This is a genomic window from Aeromicrobium sp. (assembly GCF_050700635.1).
Lineage (GTDB): Bacteria > Actinomycetota > Actinomycetes > Propionibacteriales > Nocardioidaceae > Aeromicrobium.
In genome coordinates, this window is sequence record NZ_JBOHDT010000186.1 from 1 (window position 1) to 23,393 (window position 23,393).

General features: G+C 69.3%; 15 protein-coding genes. All 15 read left to right on the forward strand.

Going from position 1 to position 23,393, the window contains the following annotated elements; all coding sequences use genetic code 11:
* Positions 1 to 239: 239 nt before the first annotated feature.
* The 15 genes from ACRDPN_RS14605 to ACRDPN_RS14675 all read left to right on the forward strand — a co-directional run bounded on the left by ACRDPN_RS14605 (position 240) and on the right by ACRDPN_RS14675 (position 23,358).
* Entirely contained in the window at positions 240 to 1,856 is a 1,617-nt protein-coding gene (locus ACRDPN_RS14605) for an ABC transporter substrate-binding protein (RefSeq protein WP_431449356.1), read from the forward strand.
* 82 nt (positions 1,857 to 1,938) lie between these two features.
* Positions 1,939 to 3,024, forward strand: coding sequence for an ABC transporter permease (locus ACRDPN_RS14610; RefSeq protein WP_431449358.1), 1,086 nt, complete (start codon positions 1,939 to 1,941; stop codon positions 3,022 to 3,024).
* Positions 3,024 to 5,675, forward strand: coding sequence for a dipeptide ABC transporter ATP-binding protein (locus tag ACRDPN_RS14615; protein WP_431449360.1), 2,652 nt, complete (start codon positions 3,024 to 3,026; stop codon positions 5,673 to 5,675). The genes ACRDPN_RS14610 and ACRDPN_RS14615 overlap by 1 nt, the downstream gene beginning before the upstream one ends.
* Positions 5,676 to 5,730: 55 nt before the next feature.
* On the forward strand, positions 5,731 to 6,408 hold the full coding sequence (locus tag ACRDPN_RS14620) for a response regulator transcription factor (protein WP_431449362.1): 678 nt from the start codon (positions 5,731 to 5,733) through the stop codon (positions 6,406 to 6,408).
* A complete protein-coding gene (locus ACRDPN_RS14625) occupies positions 6,405 to 7,772 on the forward strand; it encodes an ATP-binding protein (protein ID WP_431449364.1) in 1,368 nt (455 codons plus the stop codon). Before ACRDPN_RS14620 ends, ACRDPN_RS14625 begins: the two co-directional genes overlap by 4 nt.
* Positions 7,773 to 7,967: 195 nt before the next feature.
* Positions 7,968 to 8,939 (forward strand): NAD-dependent epimerase/dehydratase family protein, encoded by a 972-nt coding sequence (locus ACRDPN_RS14630; protein WP_431449366.1) that lies wholly within the window; start codon positions 7,968 to 7,970, stop codon positions 8,937 to 8,939.
* On the forward strand, positions 8,936 to 10,144 hold the full coding sequence (locus ACRDPN_RS14635; protein ID WP_431449368.1) for a glycosyltransferase family protein: 1,209 nt from the start codon (positions 8,936 to 8,938) through the stop codon (positions 10,142 to 10,144). The genes ACRDPN_RS14630 and ACRDPN_RS14635 overlap by 4 nt, the downstream gene beginning before the upstream one ends.
* Before the next feature lies 1 nt (position 10,145).
* On the forward strand, positions 10,146 to 11,426 hold the full coding sequence (locus ACRDPN_RS14640) for a phosphotransferase family protein (protein WP_431449370.1): 1,281 nt from the start codon (positions 10,146 to 10,148) through the stop codon (positions 11,424 to 11,426).
* A complete protein-coding gene (locus tag ACRDPN_RS14645; RefSeq protein WP_431449372.1) occupies positions 11,423 to 13,582 on the forward strand; it encodes a phosphotransferase in 2,160 nt (719 codons plus the stop codon). The genes ACRDPN_RS14640 and ACRDPN_RS14645 overlap by 4 nt, the downstream gene beginning before the upstream one ends.
* The gene (locus ACRDPN_RS14650) at positions 13,579 to 14,847 is read left to right on the forward strand and encodes a glycosyltransferase family 4 protein (RefSeq protein ID WP_431449374.1); all 1,269 of its coding nucleotides are present in this window, start codon (positions 13,579 to 13,581) and stop codon (positions 14,845 to 14,847) included. Before ACRDPN_RS14645 ends, ACRDPN_RS14650 begins: the two co-directional genes overlap by 4 nt.
* Positions 14,844 to 16,052 (forward strand): hypothetical protein, encoded by a 1,209-nt coding sequence (locus ACRDPN_RS14655; RefSeq protein WP_431449376.1) that lies wholly within the window; start codon positions 14,844 to 14,846, stop codon positions 16,050 to 16,052. Before ACRDPN_RS14650 ends, ACRDPN_RS14655 begins: the two co-directional genes overlap by 4 nt.
* Positions 16,049 to 19,369, forward strand: coding sequence for an ABC transporter transmembrane domain-containing protein (locus ACRDPN_RS14660; RefSeq protein WP_431449378.1), 3,321 nt, complete (start codon positions 16,049 to 16,051; stop codon positions 19,367 to 19,369). Before ACRDPN_RS14655 ends, ACRDPN_RS14660 begins: the two co-directional genes overlap by 4 nt.
* Before the next feature lie 28 nt (positions 19,370 to 19,397).
* Complete coding sequence (locus tag ACRDPN_RS14665; protein ID WP_431449380.1) at positions 19,398 to 20,822, forward strand: phosphotransferase; 1,425 nt, start codon at positions 19,398 to 19,400, stop codon at positions 20,820 to 20,822.
* An 18-nt stretch (positions 20,823 to 20,840) separates the two neighbouring features.
* Positions 20,841 to 21,689 carry an oxygenase MpaB family protein gene (locus tag ACRDPN_RS14670; RefSeq protein ID WP_431449382.1) on the forward strand — a complete coding sequence of 283 codons (849 nt, stop codon included), beginning with the start codon at positions 20,841 to 20,843 and terminating at the stop codon, positions 21,687 to 21,689.
* A 478-nt stretch (positions 21,690 to 22,167) separates the two neighbouring features.
* Complete coding sequence (locus ACRDPN_RS14675; protein WP_431449384.1) at positions 22,168 to 23,358, forward strand: AAA family ATPase; 1,191 nt, start codon at positions 22,168 to 22,170, stop codon at positions 23,356 to 23,358.
* The last annotated feature ends 35 nt before the right edge of the window (positions 23,359 to 23,393 follow it).

Here is a 23,393-nt window from a genome sequence, read left to right on the forward strand (position 1 = left end):
GGCGACCGGCGCGAAGTTCTCCGAGGCGATCATCTCGAGCGTCGTCTGCTGGCGGCTCAGCTCGGCGTCAAGCAGCCGTGCGATCTCGGGGTCGAAGTCGGCGAGGTGCTGGTTGTGGTCCATGACCCCAAGGGTAACCGTCATCGAATCGCAATCTTCGCAGCCCGATTGCGACCGTCCAGCCGGTGTAGCGTGCATGAAGTTGTGTCCGGCACACGGGCACTGTTGGGGAGGAAAACATGAAGAACATCCGACGAGGAACAGTTGTCCTCGCCGCCTCGGCCGTCGTCGGCCTCACGCTCGCCGGCTGTGGTGCCGGCCGAGACGAGGATGCGGGAGGAGAAGCCCTCATCGTCGGTACGACCGACAAGGTTGTCTCGATCGATCCGGCCGGCGCCTACGACAACGGCTCCACGGTCGTGCAGACCCAGGTCTTCCAGTACCTGCTCAACTTCGAGCCGGGTAGCACCGAGCTCAGCCCGGACGCCGCGGAGAGCTGCGACTTCTCCAAGCCCGACGAGTACACCTGCACCATGAAGGACGGCCTGAAGTTCGCCAACGGCAACGAGCTCACCGCCTCCGACGTCGCGTTCTCCTTCCAGCGCATCGTCGACATCGCCGATGCGAGCGGACCATCGACCCTGCTCGGCGGGATGGAGTCGGTCGAGGCCCCCGACGACAAGACCGTCGTCTTCAAGCTCAAGGGCGAGAACGACCAGACGTTCCCGCAGATCCTGGCCACGTCGGCCGGCCCGATCGTCGACGAGGATACGTACCCGGCCGACAAGAAGATCGACGACGACGCCGCCGTCGAGGCCAACGGGTTCTCCGGTCCGTACTCGATCGGCACGTACGACAAGAACCAGCTCGCCGAGTTCAAGGCCAACCCCGACTACGACGGCACGTACGGCAAGGCCACGGAAGAAGCCGTGACCATGAAGTACTTCGCCAAGGCCGAGAACCTCAAGCTCGACATCGAGAACGGCGACATCGACGTCGCCTTCCGCTCGCTCACCCCGACCGACATCGAGGACCTCGAGCAGACCGACGGCCTCACTGTCCACACCGGGGCCGGCGGCGAGCTGCGGTACATCGTGTTCAACCTGAAGACGATGCCGGGCGACAACGAGGAGCAGAAGCTCGCGGTCCGCAAGGCGATGGCCTCGTCGGTGGACCGGGCGGCGCTGTCGACCGACGTCTACAAGGAGACGTTCACCCCGGCGTACTCGATGGTCCCGGAGGGCCAGGAGGGCGCCACCGAGTCGTTCAAGGACATGTATGGCGCGGCGCCCGACAAGGCCGCGGCCGAGAAGTTCCTCACCGACGCGAACGTCGACACCCCGGTGACGATCAAGCTGCAGTACAACCCGGACCACTACGGCTCGAACTCCGACCAGGAGTACAACGCCGTGAAGCGTCAGCTCGAGGAGTCCGGACTGTTCAAGGTCGACCTGCAGTCGACGGAGTGGACGACCTACCAGGAGGAGTCGAAGGCCGACGCCTACCCGGTGTTCCAGCTCGGCTGGTTCCCGGACTTCCCGGACGCCGACAACTACCTGTCGCCGTTCCTGTCCGAGGGCCCGGGCAACTTCACCAACTCGCACTACAACGACCCCAAGGAAAACCTGGAGGACCCGACCATGACGAAGCTGCTCGACGAGCAGCGGACCGAGGGCGACGAGGCCGCACGCATGGAGAAGCTCAAGGAGGTCCAAGACCGCCTCGCCGACCAGGTGCCGTACCTGCCGCTCCTCACGGGCACGCAGGTGGCTGTCACTCGTGACGGCGTCGAAGGCGCGGACAAGACGCTCGACGCGTCGTTCAAGTTCCGGTTCACCTCGCTGTCGAAGAAGTGACCGCAACCCGATCCGAGTAAGTGGTGGGGCGGACTCAGCGCACGGCTGGGTCCGCCCCTTCACGTTCACCCTGAGGTAGTCCATGGCCACGACCGACATCGTCACCGCGCCCGCCGAGCCGCCGGAGGCCCCGGCCAAGCGCTCGGGCGGGCTCAGTCCTCTGACGCGCTACCTGCTGGTGCGGCTCGCGCTCATCATCCCGATGCTCGTGATCCTCGTGACCATGGTGTTCGTGCTGATGAGGGTCATCGGCGACCCGATCTCGGCCGCGCTGGGCGGCCGCCTCGGACCCGAGGAGATCGCCGAACGCAAGGCCGCAGCCGGGCTCGACCGACCGCTGCTCACGCAGTACTGGGAGTACATGAGCGGCCTGGTGCAGGGTGACTTCGGCCGCACCCTCACCGACAACCGCCCCGTGTCCGAGATCCTCGTCGAGAACGGCGCCGCCACCCTCGAGCTGTCCTTCTGGGCGCTGCTGGTGGCCTTCGCCGTTGGCGTGCCGCTCGGCCGGATGGCCGCCCGCTACCGCGACCGGTTCCCCGACGTCCTACTCCGTCTGTTCGCGATCCTCGTCTACGCCGCCCCGGTCTTCTTCGTCGGTCTCCTGCTCAAGCTGGCGTTCACGCCGTTCGGGTGGCCGTCGTCCGGCCGGGCCTCCACGAGCGTCGAGCTGGCCCTCACCGACGTCAGCCCACAGACCCACATCATGATCATCGACGCGATCCTCTACGGCGACACCGGCTACATCCTCGACGTGCTCCAGCACGCGGTGCTGCCGGCGATCGCGCTGGGGCTGCTCACCGGTGGCGTCTTCCTCCGACTCATCCGCGTCAACCTGCTGCAGACCCTGCGCATGGACTACGTCACGGCTGCTCGCGCCCGCGGCGTGAACGAGCGCCGGGTGATGAACCGGCACGCGTTCCGCAATGCGCTCGTGCCGGTGGTCACGGTGATGGGCCTGCAGATCGCCCTGCTGCTCGGAGGCGCGATCCTCACCGAGACGACGTTCGAGTGGAAAGGACTCGGCTATCAGCTCGCCGAGTACCTCATCCGCCGCGACTTCCTCGCCGTCCAGGGCATCGTCACCCTGATCGCCCTGATCGTCTGTGCGGCGAGCTTCCTGATCGATGTCATCGTCGCCTTCGTCGACCCACGAGTGAGATTCTGATGCTCGCGACCCTGCGCTCCAGCCGCGGCCTGCAGCGGTTCATGCTGCTGCTCGGCCTCGGCCTCATCGTGGCGTTCCTGCTCCTGGCGATCTTCGCCCCGTGGATCGCGCCCTACGACTTCAACGCCGACCGGGTCGGCGACGAAGTGTTCGGACGCCAGCAGCCGCCGTCGGCCGACCACTGGTTCGGCACCACCGTCGGCGGCACCGACGTGTTGTCCCGTGTCGTCTACGGAGCCCGCACGGCGGTCATCGTTATCGTGCTCGCCGTCGTCCTGTCCGGCATCTTCGGCGTACCGCTCGGCCTGGTCTCGGGCTACCTCGGCGGCGGAGTCGACCGGGTGCTCGTGCTCGTGATGGACGCGCTCTACTCGTTCCCGTCCCTGCTGCTTGCCATCGTCGTCGCGATCGTGCTCTCCGGCGGCACCAGCGGAGCGATCAGCGGCATCATGGCGGCGGCGATCTCCATCACCGTGGTGTTCATCCCGCAGTACTTCCGGCTGATCCGCAACGCCACCGTCGCGGTCAAGGTCGAGCCGTACGTCGACGCGGCTCGGGTGGTGGGCGCACGGACGCCTCGCATCCTCATCAAGCACATCTTCTCGAACGTCACGTCGTCACTGCCGGTCATCGCGACGCTCAACGCGTCCGAGGCGATCCTGACCCTCGCCGGCCTGGGCTTCCTCGGATTCGGCATCGAGCCGTCGGCCGCAGCGGAGTGGGGCTACGACCTCAACAAGGCGTTGCCCGACGCGTCGTCCGGCATCTGGTGGACCGGAGTGTTCCCGGGCACCGCGATCGTGCTGATCGTGCTGGGTTCGACGCTGATCGGCGAGAGCCTCAACGACATCCTCAACCCGCTGCTGCGCACTCGCGCGGGCACCACGACGGCCGACGAGAAGGAGATCGAGTCCGAGTTCGCCGAGCTCGTCGAGTCCGAGTCGGCAACGGAGGTCACCGCCGCGCCGGTCGAGTCCGTCGACGGCGAGAGACGGGTCGCGACACTGAGCCTGCGCGACCTGCAGGTCGATTTCAGCACCGACGCGGGCACGGTTCACGCCGTGAATGGCATCAGCTTCGACGTCGCTCCGGGCGAGGTCGTGGCGGTGGTGGGCGAGTCGGGGTCGGGCAAGTCGGTGAGCTCTCGCGCGATGCTCGGACTTCTGCCGCCAACCGCGACCGTCACGGGGTCCGCCACACTGCGCCGTGAGGGGCTGGGCGACAACGAGCTGATCGGCCGGCCCACGAGCGAGCTGCGACCCATCCGCGGCGACCAGGTCTCGATGGTCTTCCAGGAGCCCTCCACGGCGCTCAACCCGGTCTACTCCGTCGGCTGGCAGATCATCGAGGGGCTGCGGGCGCACTCGGACATCAACAAGAATTCCGCCCGGGCGCGGGCGATCGAGCTGCTCGACCTGGTCGGCATCCCCGATCCCGAGCACCGCGTCGACTACTACCCGCACCAGCTGTCCGGTGGACAGAAGCAGCGCGTCGTCATCGCGATGGCGATCTCAAGCGATCCGGACGTGATCATCGCCGACGAGCCGACCACGGCCCTCGACGTCACCGTGCAGGCGGCGATCCTCGAGCTGCTGCTCGAGCTCCGCGAACGGCTGGGCACGGCGATCATCCTGATCACGCACAACATGGGTGTGGTCGCGGACATGGCCGACCGGGTCGTGGTCATGTATCGCGGCACTATCGTCGAGGAGGCGCCCTCGCGCCAGCTGTTCGCCGAACCGCGGCACCCGTACACGAAGCTGCTGCTCGACGCCGTGCCGCACCTGGGGCGCGAGAACGGCCCGCAGCCGGTCGAGGACACCGACGTCGTGCTGAGCGTCGACGACCTCGTCGTCGAGTTCGCCGGTCGCCTCGGGCAGCCGTCGTTCCGCGCCGTCGACCACGTGTCGCTCGAGGTGCGTCGCGGTGAGGTGCTGGGGCTCGTCGGCGAGTCCGGCTCGGGCAAGACCACGGTCGGCCGCGCCACCGTCGGACTGCAGCAGCCGACCAGCGGATCGGTCACCGTCTCCGGTACCACCATCTCCGGTCTGAACGACGCCCAGCTGCGTCCGCACCGCTCGCGTTTCGGCTTCGTGTTCCAGGACCCGGCTTCGTCGCTCAACCCCCGCATGTCGATCAGCGACTGCATCGGCGAGCCGTTCCACGTCCAGACGAAGATGAAGGACCGCGAGATCGACGCCAAGGTGCGCGAGCTCTTGCAGAGTGTCGAGCTCCCGGACGAGTACGCGTCTCGCTTCCCGCACGAGCTCTCCGGCGGTCAGCGTCAGCGCGTCAGCCTGGCCCGTGCCCTGGCCCTCGAACCGGACCTGCTGATCGCGGACGAGCCAACCTCGGCGCTCGACGTCTCGGTGCAGGCCCGGGTGCTGGAGCTGTTCACCGAGTTGCAGCACCGCCTGCACTTCGCGTGCCTGTTCATCAGCCACGACCTCGCCGTCGTCGACTCGCTCGCCAACCGGGTCGCCGTGATGCAGAACGGCAAGCTCGTGGAGATCGGTCCGCGCGAGCAGGTGCTCGGCTCACCCCGCGAGGAGTACACCCAGCGCCTCATCGCCGCCGTGCCGGTTCCCGACCCGGAGGAACAGCGCCGTCGCCGCGAGGCGCGCGGGCACCTGCTCACCGACGTCAGCTGAGCCGAGTCACGGGTTTTCCCCGTAACGACAGCAGTGCACGTGACACTATCCATGCATGGACCGTGTGCTGGTGGTCGAGGACGAGGTCGTGCTCGCGAGCGCGTTGGAGGACGGTTTTCGCGATCACGGATTCAACGTGAGCGTCGCTCATGACGGCTTCGCCGGGTACCGGCTCGCCAAGGAGTCCGAGTTCGACGTCATCGTCCTCGACTGGATGCTGCCCGCGATGTCGGGGGTCGAGGTGTGCCAGCGGCTCCGCGCCGAGGACGTCGCGACCCCGATCCTGATCCTGACCGCCAAGGACGCGGCGACGGACGAGACCGACGCCCTCGATCTCGGTGCGGACGACTACCTGCGCAAACCGTTCTCGTTCGAGGTCCTCGTGGCCCGGTGCAACGCGCTGCTGCGCAGAGGCGCCCCGGGAGAAGGATGGTCTGAGGTGATCGCGGGCGACCTGGTGTTCGATCCCCGGCGCCGGACGGCGCGGCGCGGGCATGAGGTGATCGATCTCAGCCGGCGCGAGGCCGCCCTCCTCGAGTACCTGATGCGGGCCGACGGCGGGACCCGCTCGAAGGAGCAGATCCTGCAGGATGTGTGGGGCGACCCCGACACCCGCGACACGAACCTCGTGGAGGTGTACGTCGGCTACCTGCGCAAGAAGCTCGATCTCCCGTTCGGCACGAACATGGTCCGCACCGTGCGCGGCAAGGGCTACCGCCTGGAGACTCCGTGAAGGACGCGACCACTTCCAGCTGGTACCAGCGCATCTCGTTGCGGACCCGGATGCTGCTCATCGCCTCCGCAGCGATCATCGTCGTCCTGGCCACCGGAGGAATTCTGCTCCTCGCTCTCCTCCGCGCCGAGCTGATCGACACCGCCGACGACGCCGGCGAGGACACGGCCATCAACGTCGCCAGACTGGCCGAGCAGGGCACGTTGCCGCGGGAGCTGGCGGAGACCGAAGAGATCGCCTCCGCCATCCAGGTCGTCCGCGAAGGCGTGGTCATCAGTGGCACTCCCAACGCCCTGGGGCAGATGGTCTTCCCCCTGGCAGAGCAGCAACCAGGAGACGTCAGCAGGGCTGACCGTGAACAACTGCCGTTCGACGGGGACGGGCCCTACCGGGTCATCGCCCTCGGCACCGAGAGCCCCTATGGCGACGTGACCGTCTTTGTCGCCGTCGACGTCGAGGACGTGGACGATGCCGTCTCCATCGCGGCCAAGGTCGGAGGCCTCGGTCTCGTCGCGCTGGTGGTCACGCTGAGCGGGGTCCTCTGGGTGGTCATCGGGCGGACGCTCGCGCCGGTCTCCGCCATCCAGACCCGCGCTGACGCCATCACCGGCAGCGAGCTCCATCGACGCGTTCCCGAGCCGGTGGGGCGAGACGAGATCTCCGACCTCGCGCGCACGATCAACGCGATGCTCGGACGTCTGGAAGCAAGCGCCAAACGGCAGGAGTCGTTCGTCGCCGACGCGGCGCACGAGCTTCGCAGCCCCATCGCCAGCCTGCAAGCTCGCCTGGAGACCGTGCTGAACGCGGATGGTCCCACCGACAAGGGCGTGTTCCGGGACCTGCTCCACGAGACCACGCGGATGGGCCGGCTCGTCGACCACCTGCTCCTGCTGGCACGCAGCGACGCCGGAACGATCAGTGCTGCCCGCGTGCCGGTCGACCTCGACGACATCATTCGAGAAGCCGTCTCGACGGCCGGACCGACGGTGATCCCCATCACCACCAGTGAGGTCGAGCCGGTGCAGGTGCTCGGGCAGCAGGCTCTGCTCGAGCACGTCGTGACGAACCTGCTGGAGAATGCCGAACGGTATGCGGGCTCGTCGATCGACGTCTCCCTGCACGCCAACGCCAAGAACGCGATCCTCACCGTGGACGACGACGGGCCGGGGATCCCTCCAGACCAGCGCGAGGACGTGCTCCAACGCTTCGTCCGCGTCGACGGGTCGCGGGAGCGCGGCACGGGTGGCACTGGTCTCGGCCTGGCTATCGTTTCTGAGATCGTGCGCATTCACGACGGCGAGATCGAGGTCGCCGATTCGCCCTCCGGCGGTGCACGGTTGCGCGTCCTGCTCCCACTTCCTTGAGCGCGCTGCTCCGCTGCTTGGAAGAACCCGCAGGTCACCGGTTTGTCTGGCTCATTGGGACCATGCGCGATTGACTCCCCTGTGTCATGACGGGGGCCACGAACTGCGCTAGCGTTCTGAGAATTCTGAAAGCAGTTCTCAGCATGTTTCCTGAGAGTTTTCCCAAACTCCCCGACGTGTTCACGAGGGATCCGCATGACACAAGTTCTCGTCACCGGCGCAGCAGGATTCATCGGAAGTCACCTCTGCGAGTCGCTGGTCGCCCGAGGTTGCGACGTACGGGGACTCGACGCCTTCACCACGTTCTACGACCCGAATCGCAAGCGCGACAACATCGACGGCCTGCTCGACGATCCCGCCTTCGAAGTGATCGAAGGTGACCTGCTCAACGCCCGTCTCGACGAGGCGCTCGACGGTGTCGACGTGGTGGCACATCTCGCCGGGGAGCCCGGTGTCACGACCTCGTGGGGCCCCGACTTCGACCGTTACGTCGACCGCAACGTCCTCGCGACGCAGCGACTGCTCGAGGCGGCGTCCGCTCGCGGCGTCTCCCGCCTGGTCTACGCGTCCAGCTCGTCGGTGTACGGCACCGGCGCAGACGTGCTGAAGGCGAACGGCGAGCCGCGCCCCGCCAGCCCCTATGGCGTCACCAAGCTGGCCGCCGAGACTCTCGTCGGTGCCTACGCCGGCACCGGACTGTCGGCCGTGTCGCTTCGCTACTTCTCTGTGTACGGTCCCCGGCAGCGTCCGGACATGGCCGCGCACCGCTTCATCGAGTCACTCCTCGACGGTCGCCGACTGACCGTCTTCGGCGACGGTCTCCAGGTCCGCGACTTCACCTTCGTCGACGACATCGTCGAGGCCACGGTGCAGGCGCTGTTCGCCGACCTGCCACCGGGTGCCGTGCTCGACGTCGCCAGCAACCACCCGACGTCGGTGAACACGCTCGTCGGTCATCTCGAGGCACTGGTCGGTTCCGAGGCCAGGCTCGACACCGCCGGGGAACGGCGCGGCGACGTACCGCGCACCGAGGGTGACATCGACGCCGCCCGCGAACAGCTCGGCTGGAGACCGACGGTCGACCTGCGCACCGGTCTGCAACGCCAGCTCGACTGGCATCGCGCCATCCGGGTGCAGTCCCAGAGCATGGCTCGGGTGCCGGCATGACGACCGACAGCCCCCGCCTCCTGATCTACTCCCAGGACGGACTCGGGCTCGGGCACCTTCGGCGGACCACGCTCCTGGCGGCGGAGTACCTCGCCGCGCGACCGGACGCGAGCGTCGTCACCATCAGCGACTCCCCCATCGGACAGTTCTTCACCGCGGCTCCGGGCCACGACTTCGTCAAGCTGCCGTCGATCCGCAAGGTGAGCCCGGGCAACTGGTCGCCGGTGCGGCTCGAGTCGCTGCACTTCAACGACGTGCTGTCGATGCGGGCCGAGATCATCAAGACCACCGCGCTGGCGTTCGAGCCCGACGTGCTGCTGGTCGACCACATGCCACACGGCGCGATGGGCGAGCTCGTCCCCACCCTGGAGGCGTTCGACACGCGCCCGGTCCGCACGGTGCTGGGTCTGCGCGACATCCTCGACGCACCCGAGACGGTTCGCCGGCGCTGGCACCTCGAGGGGGCGTTCGAGGTTCTCCGACAGCACTTCGACGACGTCTTCGTGTATGGCTCCCAGGACGTCTTCGACGTGGCTTCGCACTATGCGTGGGAACCGGACATCAGCCGCCGACTGAGCTACTGCGGCTACGTCTGCTCGCCGCCGTCGGCGGGGCCGACCGAGCCGATCCGCCGGCAGTACCTCGGCGACGACGATGCCGAGCTGATCGTGGCCATGGCCGGAGGCGGAGCAGACGCCTACCCGCTGTTCGACACGTTGCTGGACGCCATGCCGGCGCTGCAACGCGAGCGGAACTGCCAGCTCGTGATCGTCACCGGTCCGTTCCTTCCCGCGACGCATCAGGAAGACCTGCGCCAGCGCGCCAGTGGACTGCCGGTGCATGTGGTTCCGAGCGTCCAGGACTCCTTGGGGCATATGGCGGCGGCGGACCTGATCGTGGCGATGGGCGGCTACAACACCACCGCCGAAGTCCTCAGCGTCGGCAGGCCGGCACTCCTCGTGCCGCGTGCCGGACCGAGCGCCGAGCAGACGATGCGGGTCAGCCGGTTCGCCGAGCGCGAGTGGCTGCGATGGCTGCCACCGGAGGAGCTGTCCGCCCCGGCTCTCGCCACCAGCATGGTCGACGCGCTGACGACGCCGCTCCAGCCGGTCGGAACCCCTGACCTCAGCGGACGCCTTCGCGCCGCCGAGCTCCTTCACGAGCAGGTCGAGTACGCCATCGTGCCGGCCTCCGGCGGGGGCTGACGTGGCCCGGTCGACCAGCCGCGATCCGTCGCCACCGGGACTGCTCGACGAGACGCTGGCCGGAACCCGGGGCGTCGAGGCGTTGCGCCGACTCGCCGTCGATCCGCTCGATCATGGCGTCCGCGAGCTGCTCACCAAACAGGTCCCCGACTGGGACGGCTCGAGCCTGCGCCTGGTTCGCACGAAGTACAAGCCGGGCCGCAAGCTCAGTGCGTACTACGAGCTCTCACGGCGGGGCGTGGACGCCCAACCCGTTGCCGTCATCTGGACGAACGGATCAGCCGAGGTGCTGGTGTCGCCGCACGACCCGGCGATGCCCCAGCTGGCCGGACTGCACGATCCCGCACACCTCACCGACGTGCTCGAGGCGATGAGGCAGCGACCCACGGACACCTTCACGGACCCGCGCATCCACACCGTTCGCTACCGGCCCGGTCAGCGGCACGTCCTGTGGATGTCGCAGCCCGGCCACCGCGCCGTCTACATCAAGATGGACCGGGACGACTCCGGTGTGCGTTCGGTACCGATCGCCGCGGCGCTCCGAGATCGGGTGGCGGACCGGTGCCCGGGCGCGGGGCTGGTCGAGCCGCTCGGATTCTCCGCCAACGATCGTGCTGCCGTGTGGCGCAGCGCCGCAGGGGCGCCGCTGTGGCAGCGGTTCGAGACGAGCCGCGTGCGTCTCCTCGGTCGGGCGGTGCGAACGCTCCACGACATCCCCCCGGATGACGTGCCGTCGACGAGTGCGGGCGCGGGCTCGCGCGACGCTCGCGACGAGATCGCGGCGACCCTCCGTGCCGGCCAACACATCGAGACGCTGCTCCCCACGGTCGGGTCCGACTACCGCGCACTCGTCGACGAGCTCACCGCAGCGCTCGACCTGATCCCCACCGAGGCGCCCACGTTCAATCACGGAGACCTCAAGGCCGACAACGTGCTCACCCTCGGCGACTCCGCCGGAAGCGGCGGTCACCCCCAGATCCGGCTTCTCGACCTGGACCGCAGCGGTCCGGCCGACCCGGCCCTCGACCTCGGGAAGTTCGTCGCCGACCTCCGGTGGTGGTCCGGAGCCGACGAAGGCCGGGTCCTTGCCCTCGTGTCGGCCTTCCGCGACGGATACGGCGAGTGCGACCCTGCGCGCTGGGAACGGGCCGAGCTCCTCGCCTCCTTGTTCCAGCTCAAGCTCGCGGCGCGACGGTGCGCCGTGCACGACCCGAACTGGGAGATCGACGTGCGGGCGAGGGTCGCCGCGGCGGTCCCCGTCCTGGTGCGGGAGGGATCATGAGCCTGTCCATGGACGCCGCGACGGCCAGCAGGCTGGCCGAGCTCGATTCGTCACTCGCCGCTCTACCGCGCGCGCTGGCGGCCTGTTCCCCCAACGGCACGTGGCCGCTGCACGACGTCCGGTGGACGCCTGGGCAGGGGTGCCGACTGGCCTTCCTCGACAACCGTTCCTTCTTCGCCGCGCACGTGGACGGCGACCACTGGACGCGGTTCGACTGGCTCGACGACCCGAAGCTGCCGTCGCTCGCGACCGCTGCAGACCCGGTCGAGGTGGGCCGTCGCCTCGAGCCCGTGCTGGGTGGACCGGTCCGGGTGTCGATAGCGCCGGTGCGATACCGGCCGGGATCGCGCGGCGTGCTTCGGTACGACGTGACCGGCCCCACCGGAACGTCGACGCTGTTCGCCAAGGCGCTGCAACCGGAGAGCTATCGGCGGGTTGAGGGCTTGCACGCCGGTCTGGATGCCCGGGCTGACCAGCCCGCCCCGGTGGCCGAGATGGTCGCCTGGTGGCCCGACCTGCAGGTCGTCGTCGGCCGGTCCGTCGATGGACGATCGGCCTCGTCGGTACTCGGCGACGGCGATGTCCCAGCGGACGATCGTGCCCAGCTCGGCCGCGAGCTGGGCGAGCTGCTCGCAAGGTTCCACGCCCTGGAGCCGACATCCTCGTCCACGTGGTCGGCCGGTCAGCAGGTCACCGCCCTGGCCGATGCCCTGGGCGCTGTCCAGCACGCCGACGCAGCCATGGGCGCCCGGCTGGGAGCGGTGATCGACACCCTCGCGGCGACCATGCCCGCAACGGGACGTCACGTGCTCGGGCACGGCTCGTTCCGAGCCGGTCAGGTGGTCGTCACCCCTGACGGTCGACCCGTGCTGCTCGACATCGACGGCGTCGCAGGCAGCGAGCCAGAACGAGACCTTGGCGGCGTGTTGGCCCACCTGACTTGGCAGGGCGTGCGCCAGCCGCATCACCTCCCGACGCTTGACGCCGCCGAGCGAGAGCTCCTGGAGGCCTACCAGGAGTCGGCCGGAAGCATCCGCCCCGACGCGCTGCGCTGGTGGCAGGCGGCCGGGATCGTTCAGGTAGCCGTTCGCCGCTACCGCCGGTTGGAAGTGCGCTCCTGGCCACTGATCGGTGCGCTGGCCGACGCCGCAGAGGCACTCGTCCCGGTGCCCACGGCGCCGAACAAGGGCGTGGACCTGCTCGATGTCCGGCCGGTCTCCGTCCTGCTCGGACACGCCATGGCACGCGACGTCGAGGTCGAGTCGGCCGAGCCGGTTGCCGCGGCTCCGGGCCGGCGCAGCGTCATCCGATACGCGGTCCGCGGCCTGGACAACGGCACGCCCCAGTCGGTGATCGGCAAGCAGTTCGCCCAGGCACGACCGGCGCGGCTGTCGTACCTCCACCTGCAGCTGCTGTCCGACGGCCCGTTCGGCGACGGACCATTCCGCGTGCCGAGTCCCATCGGCCTGGCGAGCGAGCATCGGCTGCTCTTCTACCGCGAGGACCAGGGCAAGCGGCTCGACTCGTCGCTGAACGCGGCGGGCGTTCGACGGGCCGCCGGTTGGCTCGCTCGGCTGCACATGTCCGAGCTGCGGCTGCCGCGTGAATTCTCCCAGGAGCGGGAGGTCGAGAGCACCGGCCAGTGGGCCGAGCTGATCGCGCTGGTGCACCCGCCGGCCGCGGCTGCAGCAACGGACCTCGCGTCGCGCTGGGCGGAAGCTGCGCAGGCCGGTCGGCACACCGGAACCGTGCCGATCCACAAGGACTTCCATGCCGGTCACGTGCTCCTCGGTGACGACCACACCTGCGTCATCGACCTCGACGAGGCCCGGATGGGCGACCCGACGTTCGACGTCGCGCACTTCTGCACGTACCTCTTCGAGCTCGGGGCCGTGCACTACCTCACCAAGGTGTTCCTTGACGAGTACGCGGCCGCAACCGGCTGGACCGACCGGGGCAGCTACGCGGCGTACTGCGCGTACACCTCCCTGAAGATCGCCAAGCAGGCTGCGGCGGGGAGCGGCCCGTACCGCGGCCTCTCCATCGCTCGCCGGATGGAGGCGGTGGACGCCGCGCTCACCCGTGGCGCCGCGTGGCTGACCCCGTCAGGGCTCGCCGCGTCAGGGCTGGTTGCGGTGGGACAGGGCTCGGCATGAGCGAACGCGTGATCTACCTGGTGCGCAGCTGGCCGCGACTGTCGCAGACCTTCATCGTCAACGAGGTGCTGGCCCTCGAGCGTCGCGGGCTGCGGCTCGACATCGTCAGCCTCGTGCATTCGGGCGAGACCGTCGTGCAGCCGCAGGTGGCCTACGTGCAGGCTCGGGTCACCTACCTGGACGAGCCGGTCAGCCCGCTGCGCGCCCACGCTGCGGCGTTCGCCGCGTCCCCGCGCCGCTACCTGTCCGCGCTGTGGCTGTGCGTGCGCCGACCGGGACTGGCGACCGGCTATGGCGATTGCTCGACGATGGAGTGCCTGACCCACGCCGTCCGGGTGGCAGCGAGCATCGAGGACCTTCGGCGCTCCGGTGACGAACCGGTGCACGTGCACGCCCACTTCGCCCACGACCCCGCGCTGGTCGGGATGCTGACGGCGATGCTGACCGGCCTCCCCTTCAGCTTCACCGGGCACGCGCGCGACCTGCTCCAAATCCCGGCGCGAAGCCTCGCCGCCCGGGCCGAACGCGCCACCACGCTGGTCACGTGCTGCGAGACCAACGCCGACTACATCCGGTCCACTCTTCCGGACGGTTCGGAGGTCCCGATTGAGGTCATCCACCATGGTGTCGACCTCCGCCGGTTCTCTCCCACCACCCACACCCCTGACCACGTCCCCGTCCTGGTGTCCATCGGGCGGCTGGTGGAGAAGAAGGGGTTCGACGACTTGCTCCGGGCGCTGGCGCACCGTCCGGAGCACTTCACTTGCAGGATCTACGGCGACGGGCCGCTGCACGACGAGCTCGTCCGTCTGCGCGACAACCTCGGCCTCGCCGAACGGGTCGAGTTCATGGGGGCCCGCGACAGCGACGAGATCGTCGCGGCCCTCGCCGACGCCGACGCGTTCGTCCTGACCCCCACCACCACCGACGACGGGGACCGCGACGGCATCCCGAACGTCCTCGTCGAGGCGATGGCCTGCGGACTGCCGGTGGTCACGACGACGGCCGGGGGCATTGCCGAGCTCGTCGAGCACGACGTGAACGGTCTGCTCGGTGCGCCCGAGGACATCAGCTCGATCGCCCACTCGATCGGCCGTCTCCTCGACGACCCGCAGCTGCGCACCCGGCTGGGCGCGGCCGGCCGGAGCAAGGTCGAGTCGGACTTCGATGTCGAAACGGCCGCGCGGCGGCTGGAAGCCATCTATTCTTCCGGAGTCCGATCCTCCGTGAGCCGATCGAGCAATGAGCTGGAGGTGGCGCGGTGAGCACGATCCTGGCGGAGAGCGCGATCACGCACCTCGACCGCTTCCTCGAAGCACTCGACCCCCGGCGGATGGGACCCGAGCTCGCGGCCGCCACGGGCGCGCGGCATGCCACCTGCCACGTCCTGGACGCCAAGTACGAGCCCGGCGTCCGCGCCGTCATCCTCTACGCGCTCGGTGACCGTCTCGTGCGCGGTGACCTGGTCGACTCCGGGGTCCGGCTGAGCCCGTTCCCCGACGACCCCGACCTGCCAACACTTCCGCAGCTCATGGACCCGGCCACCGCCGGTCCCCTCCTCGGCGCGTCGGCATGGGCCCGCGTCGAGCTGCTGCGCTATCGCCCCGGCAAGCGTGCCACCGTCCGCCTGAGCCTCGGCGGCGGCACCTCGCTGGTGGCGAAGGCCTACCACGACCGCAGCAAGGCCGCGGCGGTCGCCGAGGAGTCGGTGGCCCTGGCCGATGCAACCGCCGGCGCCACCGCCCTCCGCTTCGCACCGACCGCCGCTCACCTCGACGACCTCGGGTGGGTGGCCCAGCACCCGGTGCACGGCGTGCCCCTGGACGCGCTGGTCGGCAACCCGCGGATGTGCCCGAGCGACGCCAACGAGGCGGTCGCCCTGGCCGCCCGCGCCGTCGCCGAGCTCCACCAGTCGCGTCCGACGCTGCGCCGGGAGCGCTCGGTCGAGCGCGAGCTGCAGCGCTTCGGTACTCGCGCCGGCGGCATCGCCACCGTGGATCCGCGCGTCGGCAACCAGGCAGCGCGACTCGCCACCCGACTCGTCGTCGTCGGTGACCACCTGCCGGCCGCTCACGTCGGACCGGTGCACGGCGACTGCAAGCCCAGCCAGTTCCTGTTGGCGCCTCCCGTCGTCCATCTGCTCGACCTCGATCACGTCGGGATCTCCGACCAGGCCGCCGACGTCGGCACGTTCATGGCGACGTTGCGTCAGCACGCAGTCCGCCACGTGCTGGCCGGGCGTCCGATGGAGCTCACGGACCGGCTTCCCGAGCTCGCCGAGCACTTCCTTGCGGCCTATCTCAGCGCATCCGGCGAGGAGTCGCGCCGGCCCAGGATCCGCTGGCACGAGGCGGTCGCGCTCGAGCGCAAGGGACTACGAGCATTCGCACGGGCGCCCCGGTCGCCCGTCGCATCGGCACTGTTCGACGAGGCGGACCGGTGCCTCGACAGACTGGCGGAAGCGGCATGACATCGACCATGGAAGACAAGAAGGAGTCGCGGCGCGGGACGACGTTGCGCGGCGACATGCGCCGCGCCATCCGCCTGTTCAGGCGGTTCAAGGGCAGCTCGAGGATCTACATCGCCGGAATGACCCTGCTCGTCTTCGAGGCCGCGACCTCGGTGATCGAACCCATCCCGATCGCCTGGCTGATCGACTTCCTCAACGGCGAGAAGCCGACCCTGCGGGAGATGGGCGGCCCGGCCATCCTGCCGTCATTGCGCTGGGAGACGATCCTGGTACTGACCCTCGCGGTGGTGCTCATCGCCGCGATCAACAGCGCCGCCGACTCGCTCACCGAGATCTGCATGGCCCGGGGAGGACGGTCGCTGGGCTACCGCATCCGCACCGCGATGTACTCCCACCTGCAGAGGCTGCCGCTGGCCTACCACGACTCGAAGCGCACCGGCGACGTTCTGACCCGGGTCACCGGCGACGTGCTGGTCGTCGAGGAATTCGTGGTCAAGTCGGTCAGCAACATCGTCGGCAGCCTGCTGGTGCTGGTCGGCAGCTTCACTGTCCTGCTGTTCCAGTCGTGGCGGGTGGCCCTGGTTGCGCTGGTCGTCGTGCCGCTGCTCGCCTTCGTGTCGCGCTCGTTCTCGCTGCGGATCAAGGTGGCGTCCAAGACCCAGCGCAGTCGTGAAGGCGAGCTGGCCTCGACCGCACAGGAGATGCTCACCTCGATCCGGTTGGTCCAGAGCTACGGCCGTGGATCCGTCGACCTCAACCGCTTCTCCCGCCAGACCGCGAAGAGCATGCACGCGTCAGTCGACGCGTCCAACATCCAGGCCCAGTTCAGCTTCGTGATCGCCCTCGTCGAAGCACTGGCGATCTCCGCCGTCGTCTGGCTGGGTGTGTGGCTGGTCGACAGCAACGCGATCACCATCGGCACCCTGGTGCTGTTCATCCTGCTGCTGCAGAACATGTTCAAGCCGGCCCGCAAGATCGTCAGCGAGTGGTACAAGATCGGCAAGGTCTACGCGAGCGTCGAGCGCATCGACGACCTGCTGGACCGTCAGGTCATGGTGCAGGACGAACCCGAAGCGGTCCCCGCGCCGGAGCTGCTGGGCCGGCTCACATTCCGCAACGTCGGCTTCACGTACCCGGCCGAGCACGCCGACGGCACCACCGCCGAGAACCGTCCCACCGTGCTGGAGGATGTCGACTTCGAGGTCGCACCCGGTGAAGTGGTCTCGCTCGTCGGGCCCAGCGGCGCCGGCAAGAGCACCGTCGCCCAGCTGATCCCGCGGCTCTACGATCCCGACTCCGGCGAGGTCCTCATCGACGGGATCCCGATCCGCACCATGACCCTCGCATCACTGCGCAGCCAGGTCAGCCTGGTGCTGCAAGACACGATCCTGCTGGCGGGCAGCGTGGCCGAGAACATCGGCTACGGCATCGAGAACCCCACCCAGGAGGACATCGAGATCGCGGCCAGGCAGGCCAACGCGCACGAGTTCATCATGGACCTGCCCGACGGCTACGCCACCAACCTCGGCGAGCGGGGGTCGACGCTGTCCGGCGGCCAGCGGCAGCGGCTCGCGATCGCCCGCGCCTTCATCCGTCGCGCTCCGCTGCTGATCCTCGACGAGCCGACCACAGGACTCGACACCGAGTCGGCGGAGATCGTCGTCGACGCGCTCGGGCTGCTCATGCAGGGCAAGACCACGATCGTCATCTCCCACGACTCCGGCCTGATCCAGCGCTCCGACCGGATCCTCACCGTCGCCGGCGGGCGGATCTTGGAGTCAACCCCAGGCCCTCACGACGGAGTGAAGGACGAACCGGTCGTCGGGGTGCTCACCTCTCGCAAGCACGCCGCCCTGGTCCGGTCGAGGAACCGGTCACCGATCGAGGCGGGCACGGCCGCGGTTTCCGCTGCATCGGCGACGCACCCGGCACTCGTCGACGCCATGCACAAGCGACTGCCCGGGCTCGCCAAGGCGTTGGACGAGTCGTTCGTCGCCGAACACGTCGAGCGACAGCTCCTCGAGGCCAGTTCGGCGGTGACCGGCGTCGAGGTCGGCAAGGTCTGGCTGAACGCCGACGGCACCTGCTCGCTGAGCTACCGCCTCCGGCTGGCGAACGGCGACGACGAGCACACCGTGCGCGGGCGGGTCCATCCCAACGACGAGCAGGCCGCCGAGTACGTCCAGGACCGCGTGACCCGGATGACCGAGATGAGGTCCGACGTGACCGGACCGTGGCAGGCGACGTCGGCCGTCGCCGCCGGTTCAGGCCTGGCGCTGCACCCGTTCCCGGTCGACCCGGCCCTGCCCACCCTGATCCCGGCCACGAACCCGGTCGTGGTCAACAACCTGGTGAAGTTCGCGGGCATCGACCAGCTGCGTCTCGCCGAGACCGTTCGTCACCCGCGCAAGGGTGCCTGCACGCTGCGCTACCACTTCAACGGCCCCGACGATGCTGGCACCGAGCTCTACGGCAAGGTCTACGGCGACGACAGCGGCGATACCGTCGCCCGCAACCTGCTGGCGCTCCACCGCGGCCCCGACGGACTGCTGCTCGACCTGCCGGTGCGGTTCCCGAAGCCGGTCGTGTACTCGGCGTCCCTGCGACTGCTCATCACCGAGGCGCTGCCGGGCGTCGCCCTCGTCCCGGCGATGATGAAGTCCATCCTGGTCGAGAATCCGGACGAGACCACCCGCAAGCGCCGGACCCGCATCAACTCGCTGCGCGACGCCGTGCGGACGTCGGGCACGGCGCTGGCCGCGCTCCACACGACGACGGCACCGGCCGCGGTGCACTCGATGTCCGACGACCTCAACGAGCTGCGCCGCGAGCTCGACATCGTCGCCTCGGTGTGGCCCGAGGTGGCCGACGAGCTGCGCGGACGCGTCGACGGCCTGTTCTGGAACGCCCCCGAGGTGCCGAGCCTGGTGCTGTCGCACGGCGACTTCACGCCGTCACAGGTGCTCCTCGACAAGGGCAAGCCCGGCGTGGTCGATCTCGACACCCTGTGCTGGGCCGACCCCGCCCTCGACCTGGGTCGTTACCTGGCCCACCTCGACGTCCTCGCGACGAAGCTGGGTGGGCACGACGTCCGTGCCCTCGTCGACGACCTGAGCGAGGCGTTCGTGGAGGGCTACCGAGAGACGGCCCCGGCAATAGCAGCCGACGACGTCGCCGAGCGGGTCGGCTTCTACCGGGCGCTGAGCCTGACCCGGACCGCCGTGCATGCGTGCCGGCAGGCCAAGGACCAGCGCCTCGGAGTCGCTCTGACGTTGCTCGACTCCGTCCACATCGACGACCGGCCGTGGTCGCGATGACTCCCACCCGACCAGAAAGCAGACATCCGTGACCGTGACGACCCAGTTCGACGACGACCGCGTCCTCGATTCACTGACCGAGTTCGAGATCCTGCCCGCATGGCTGGCGGCCGGCATGTACGGCAGCCGGGTCGGCGCCAGCCTGGAGCAGCACGCTGCGCCGCTCCTGGACGGCAGCGTGAAGCTGCTGACCTGTGACCCGAAGCGCCTGCGCGCCAAGGAGCACGAGTGGATCGCCCGCTACGAGCTCACAGTCGCCCGAGACGGTGGCGAGCCCGAGCCGGTGGTGCTCATCGGACGCCTGTGGGCGCCCGACCAGACGCCGCCGGAGTCGGTCACGTCCTCAGTTCACGATGACTGGACCTGCTGGCTGCCCGACGTTCGGCTCGAGCTGCGGGAGGAGGAGACCGACGAGGCCCTCCCGGCCCTGTCGACCCTCACCGACCCGGAGCTCGCCGCCCGGTTCCTCGAGCCGCGTATCCGCGCGGCCGGCTACACCGACGCCACGATCGACTCGGTCGAGTGCAATGTCGTCCGATACAAGGCCGGCAGCCGCTGCACCACCGTGGTGCCGGTGACGTACACCGACGGTACGTCCGGCCCCTCCCCGGTCGTCCTGAAGACGCACCAGGGTGACAAGGGCTCCACCGCCTGGCTGGCGATGCGTGAGCTGTGGGACCGGCCGGAAGCGTGGCGCGGCATCGTGCTGCTTGCCGAGCCGGTGGCTTTCGACGAGGAGGAGAAGATCCTCGTCCAGGGTCCGATCCCGGAGGCGATGACGCTGAAGGAGCTGGCCCGCAACGCCATCCGTGAGAACGACCCGGAGATGCTCGACTCCCTGCGTGCGGAGCTCGCCAAGACCGGCCGTGCGTTGGCGGCCATCCATGCCTCCGGCGCCGTGTACGAGCGCGTCGCGACGTTCGAGGACGAGCTCGACGAGGTGCAGGACGTCATCGACCGGCTGGCCCTCACCGTGCCGTCCCTCGCGGGGTCGGGCGCGGCCCTGCTGGAGACCCTCGCCGACGCGGCACGGCGCGAACCGGCCGAGGCGCACGTCCCGGCCCACCACGACTTCCGCCCGGCGCAGGTGCTCCTTCACGACGGGGACATCGGCTTCATCGACTTCGACGGGGCCGCCATGGCCGAGCCCGCGCTCGACCTCGGCCGCTTCCGCGCCAAGCTGCGCGACATCGGCATCAGCACCCTGACGTTCAAGGGTGAGCCGCTCTCGGGTGAGCCGCTCGAAGCGAACCTGGCGCTCCTCGACGACCTGTGTGACACGTTCATGCGCGCCTACCAGGAACACGGCACCGTGTCGACGCGACGCGTCCTGCTGTGGGAGACGTGCGACCTCATGACCGGCATGCTGCACGCTTGGACCAAGGTGCGCCTGATGCGCCTCGACCCGCGGCTCGTCATCCTCAAGCGTCAGCTCTCCCAGCTCGGCGGCTGAGCGGGTCACAATGTCCGTGTGAGCACCCTCGAGGCCGTCCGCCGGCGGATGGGCGCGGTCATCTTCGCGCGCATCGCCGGTGACGAGGGCCCGACGCGCCGCGACCGCATCCACCACGCCGTCGGCGCCCGGCGGTTCACCCACGAGGACGCGATCTGCGCGGTCCACGGTGACGCCTCGATGTTCGTCGGCGGCATCCGAGCACTGCTGCTGCAGTCGTTGCACCCGCTGGCGATGGCCGCCGTCGACCAGCACTCCGGCTACAAGGGCGACCCGTGGGGCCGCCTGCAACGCACGAGCACGTTCCTCGCAGAGACGACGTTCGGCACGATCGAGGATGCCGACCAGGCAGTACGCGTCGTGCGGGCCGTCCACCGACGGGTCACGGGCACCGCACCCGACGGCCGTCCCTACGCCGCATCGGACCCGCACCTGCTGCGCTGGGTGCACGTGGCCGAGATCGACAGCTTCCTGCGCGCCCACGACCGCTACGGCGCCCATCCACTCGACGCTGCCGAACGCGACGAGTACATCGCGCAGTCGGCCGTCATCGCGCGGCAGCTGGGCGCCACCGACCTGCCGGAGTCCGTGGCCGAGCTCGACGCCGTCATGTCCGCCTATCGCCCCGAGCTGGAGTCGACGCCGGCCGCCCGACAGGCGGCACGTTTCATCCTCGTCCACCCGCCGGTGCCGCTCGCGATCCGGCTGCCGTACTCGATGCTCTCGGCCGCCGCGATCGGGCTGATGCCGCGCTGGTCGCGCCGCGCGCTCCGGCTCCCCTACCTCCCGGTCACCGAGGCCACCGCCGTCCGCGCCAGCGGCGTGGTCATCACCGCCGCGATCCGCTGGGCCATGCGGCCCACATGACCCCACCACCACACGATCGCGCCTAGAGGGAATGGGCGTCGTGGGGCGTGACCCGGACCTCGTCACCGAGGCGATGCTCAGGTACAAGCCGTAGCTTCAGGCGGCGCGGGGGTGGTGAGGCGACCCGCGGGCGAGGTCGAGTCGCCCGGCGTGGACGAGCGTGTGGCAGTTGTGGCTGATCGGGTGTTTGCACCCGGGCGAGGCGCACACGCCGTGCTGTCGGAGCCGGACCGCTTTGGCTTGCCGGGGCGTGGCGAGCCGCTCGGTGCGTCCGACGTCGAGGACCTCGGTGTTCCGCTCAAGCTAGGTCGACGTCACTCACGAATGCGCCCGACGACGTCCGTGGTTCTCCTCTGCACCCGGAGCATGCTCCCCCTTGGGATCCGATGTCGCTGTCGCCAATTCAATCAGCCGCGACACGATTGGCGTGTATCGCGAAATATCGGGAATCGGCTAGACAGGCCCATACGCTGCGATCGTGGACCCGATTCGCAACCCCTACGCCCCCGGCGCCGGTCAGCGCCCACCCGAGCTGGCCGGACGCGACCATGAGCTCGGCGCCTTCGAGGTCGTGCTCGAGCGCGTCGCGAACGGACGGCCCGAGCGCTCCCTGATCCTCACCGGCCTGCGCGGCGTCGGAAAGACGGTGCTGCTCAACGCGCTCCGGTCGTCGGCGGTGCGTGCCGGCTGGGGCACCGGCAAGCTCGAGGCACGGCCCGACCAGCCGCTGCGCCGCCCGCTCAGCTCGGCCCTGCACACCGCCGTCCGCGAGCTGGGCCATCCGCACTCCGACGACGTGGACCACGTGCTCGGCGTCATCAAGTCGTTCGCCCAGCGCGACGCCGGCCCGGACGCCAAGCTGCGCGAGCGCTGGAACCCGGGCATCGACGTACCCGCCGTCCGGGGCCGCGCCGACTCCGGCGACATCGAAATCGACCTGGTCGAGCTGTTGAGTGACGTGGGCGGACTGGGATCCGACCTCGGCAAGGGTGTCGCGGTGTTCATCGACGAGATGCAGGACCTCGGGCCCGACGACGTCTCCGCGCTGTGCGCGGCGTGCCACGAGATCAGCCAGGCGTCGCTGCCGGTCATCGTCGTGGGCGCCGGCCTGCCCCACCTGCCGGCGGTGCTCTCGGCCAGCAAGTCGTACAGCGAGCGGCTGTTCCGCTACCAGCGCATCGACCGGCTCGACCGCGACGCTGCCGACCACGCGTTGTCCGCACCGGCGAAGGAGGAGGGCGCCGAGTTCACCGCCGACGCACTCGACGCGATGTTCACCGCCACCGGCGGCTACCCCTACTTCATCCAGGCGTACGGCAAGGAGGTGTGGGAGCTCGCCCCGCGCAGCCCCGTCACCGCCGACGACGTCGCCGTCGCAGCCCCGGCCGCCCAGAACGAGCTGGCCGTCGGCTTCTTCGGCTCCCGCTACGACCGAGCCACGCCCGGCGAGCGCGAGTACCTGCGCGCCATGGCCGATGCCGCCGAGCAGCACGAGGACGCCGACTCCGTCCCCACCGCGGCCGTGGCCGACCTGCTCGGTCGCAAGCCGCAGTCCCTCTCACCCGCTCGGGACACGTTGATGAAGAAGGGCCTCATCTACTCCGGCGAGCGCGGCCGCATCGCCTTCACCGTCCCCCACTTCGGCCGCTACCTGCGCGACCAGGCCTGACCCCGGGTTGCCGCAAACCCGGCCTTTTTGCGCCA

Coding starts and splice junctions, on each gene's coding strand:
- ACRDPN_RS14635 (WP_431449368.1), top strand. CDS start 8,936: ATGACGACCGACAGCCCCCGCCTCCTGATCTACTCCCAGGACGGACTC.
- ACRDPN_RS14605 (WP_431449356.1), top strand. CDS start 240: ATGAAGAACATCCGACGAGGAACAGTTGTCCTCGCCGCCTCGGCCGTC.
- ACRDPN_RS14630 (WP_431449366.1), top strand. CDS start 7,968: ATGACACAAGTTCTCGTCACCGGCGCAGCAGGATTCATCGGAAGTCAC.
- ACRDPN_RS14650 (WP_431449374.1), top strand. CDS start 13,579: ATGAGCGAACGCGTGATCTACCTGGTGCGCAGCTGGCCGCGACTGTCG.
- ACRDPN_RS14615 (WP_431449360.1), top strand. CDS start 3,024: ATGCTCGCGACCCTGCGCTCCAGCCGCGGCCTGCAGCGGTTCATGCTG.
- ACRDPN_RS14645 (WP_431449372.1), top strand. CDS start 11,423: ATGAGCCTGTCCATGGACGCCGCGACGGCCAGCAGGCTGGCCGAGCTC.
- ACRDPN_RS14610 (WP_431449358.1), top strand. CDS start 1,939: ATGGCCACGACCGACATCGTCACCGCGCCCGCCGAGCCGCCGGAGGCC.
- ACRDPN_RS14620 (WP_431449362.1), top strand. CDS start 5,731: ATGGACCGTGTGCTGGTGGTCGAGGACGAGGTCGTGCTCGCGAGCGCG.
- ACRDPN_RS14660 (WP_431449378.1), top strand. CDS start 16,049: ATGACATCGACCATGGAAGACAAGAAGGAGTCGCGGCGCGGGACGACG.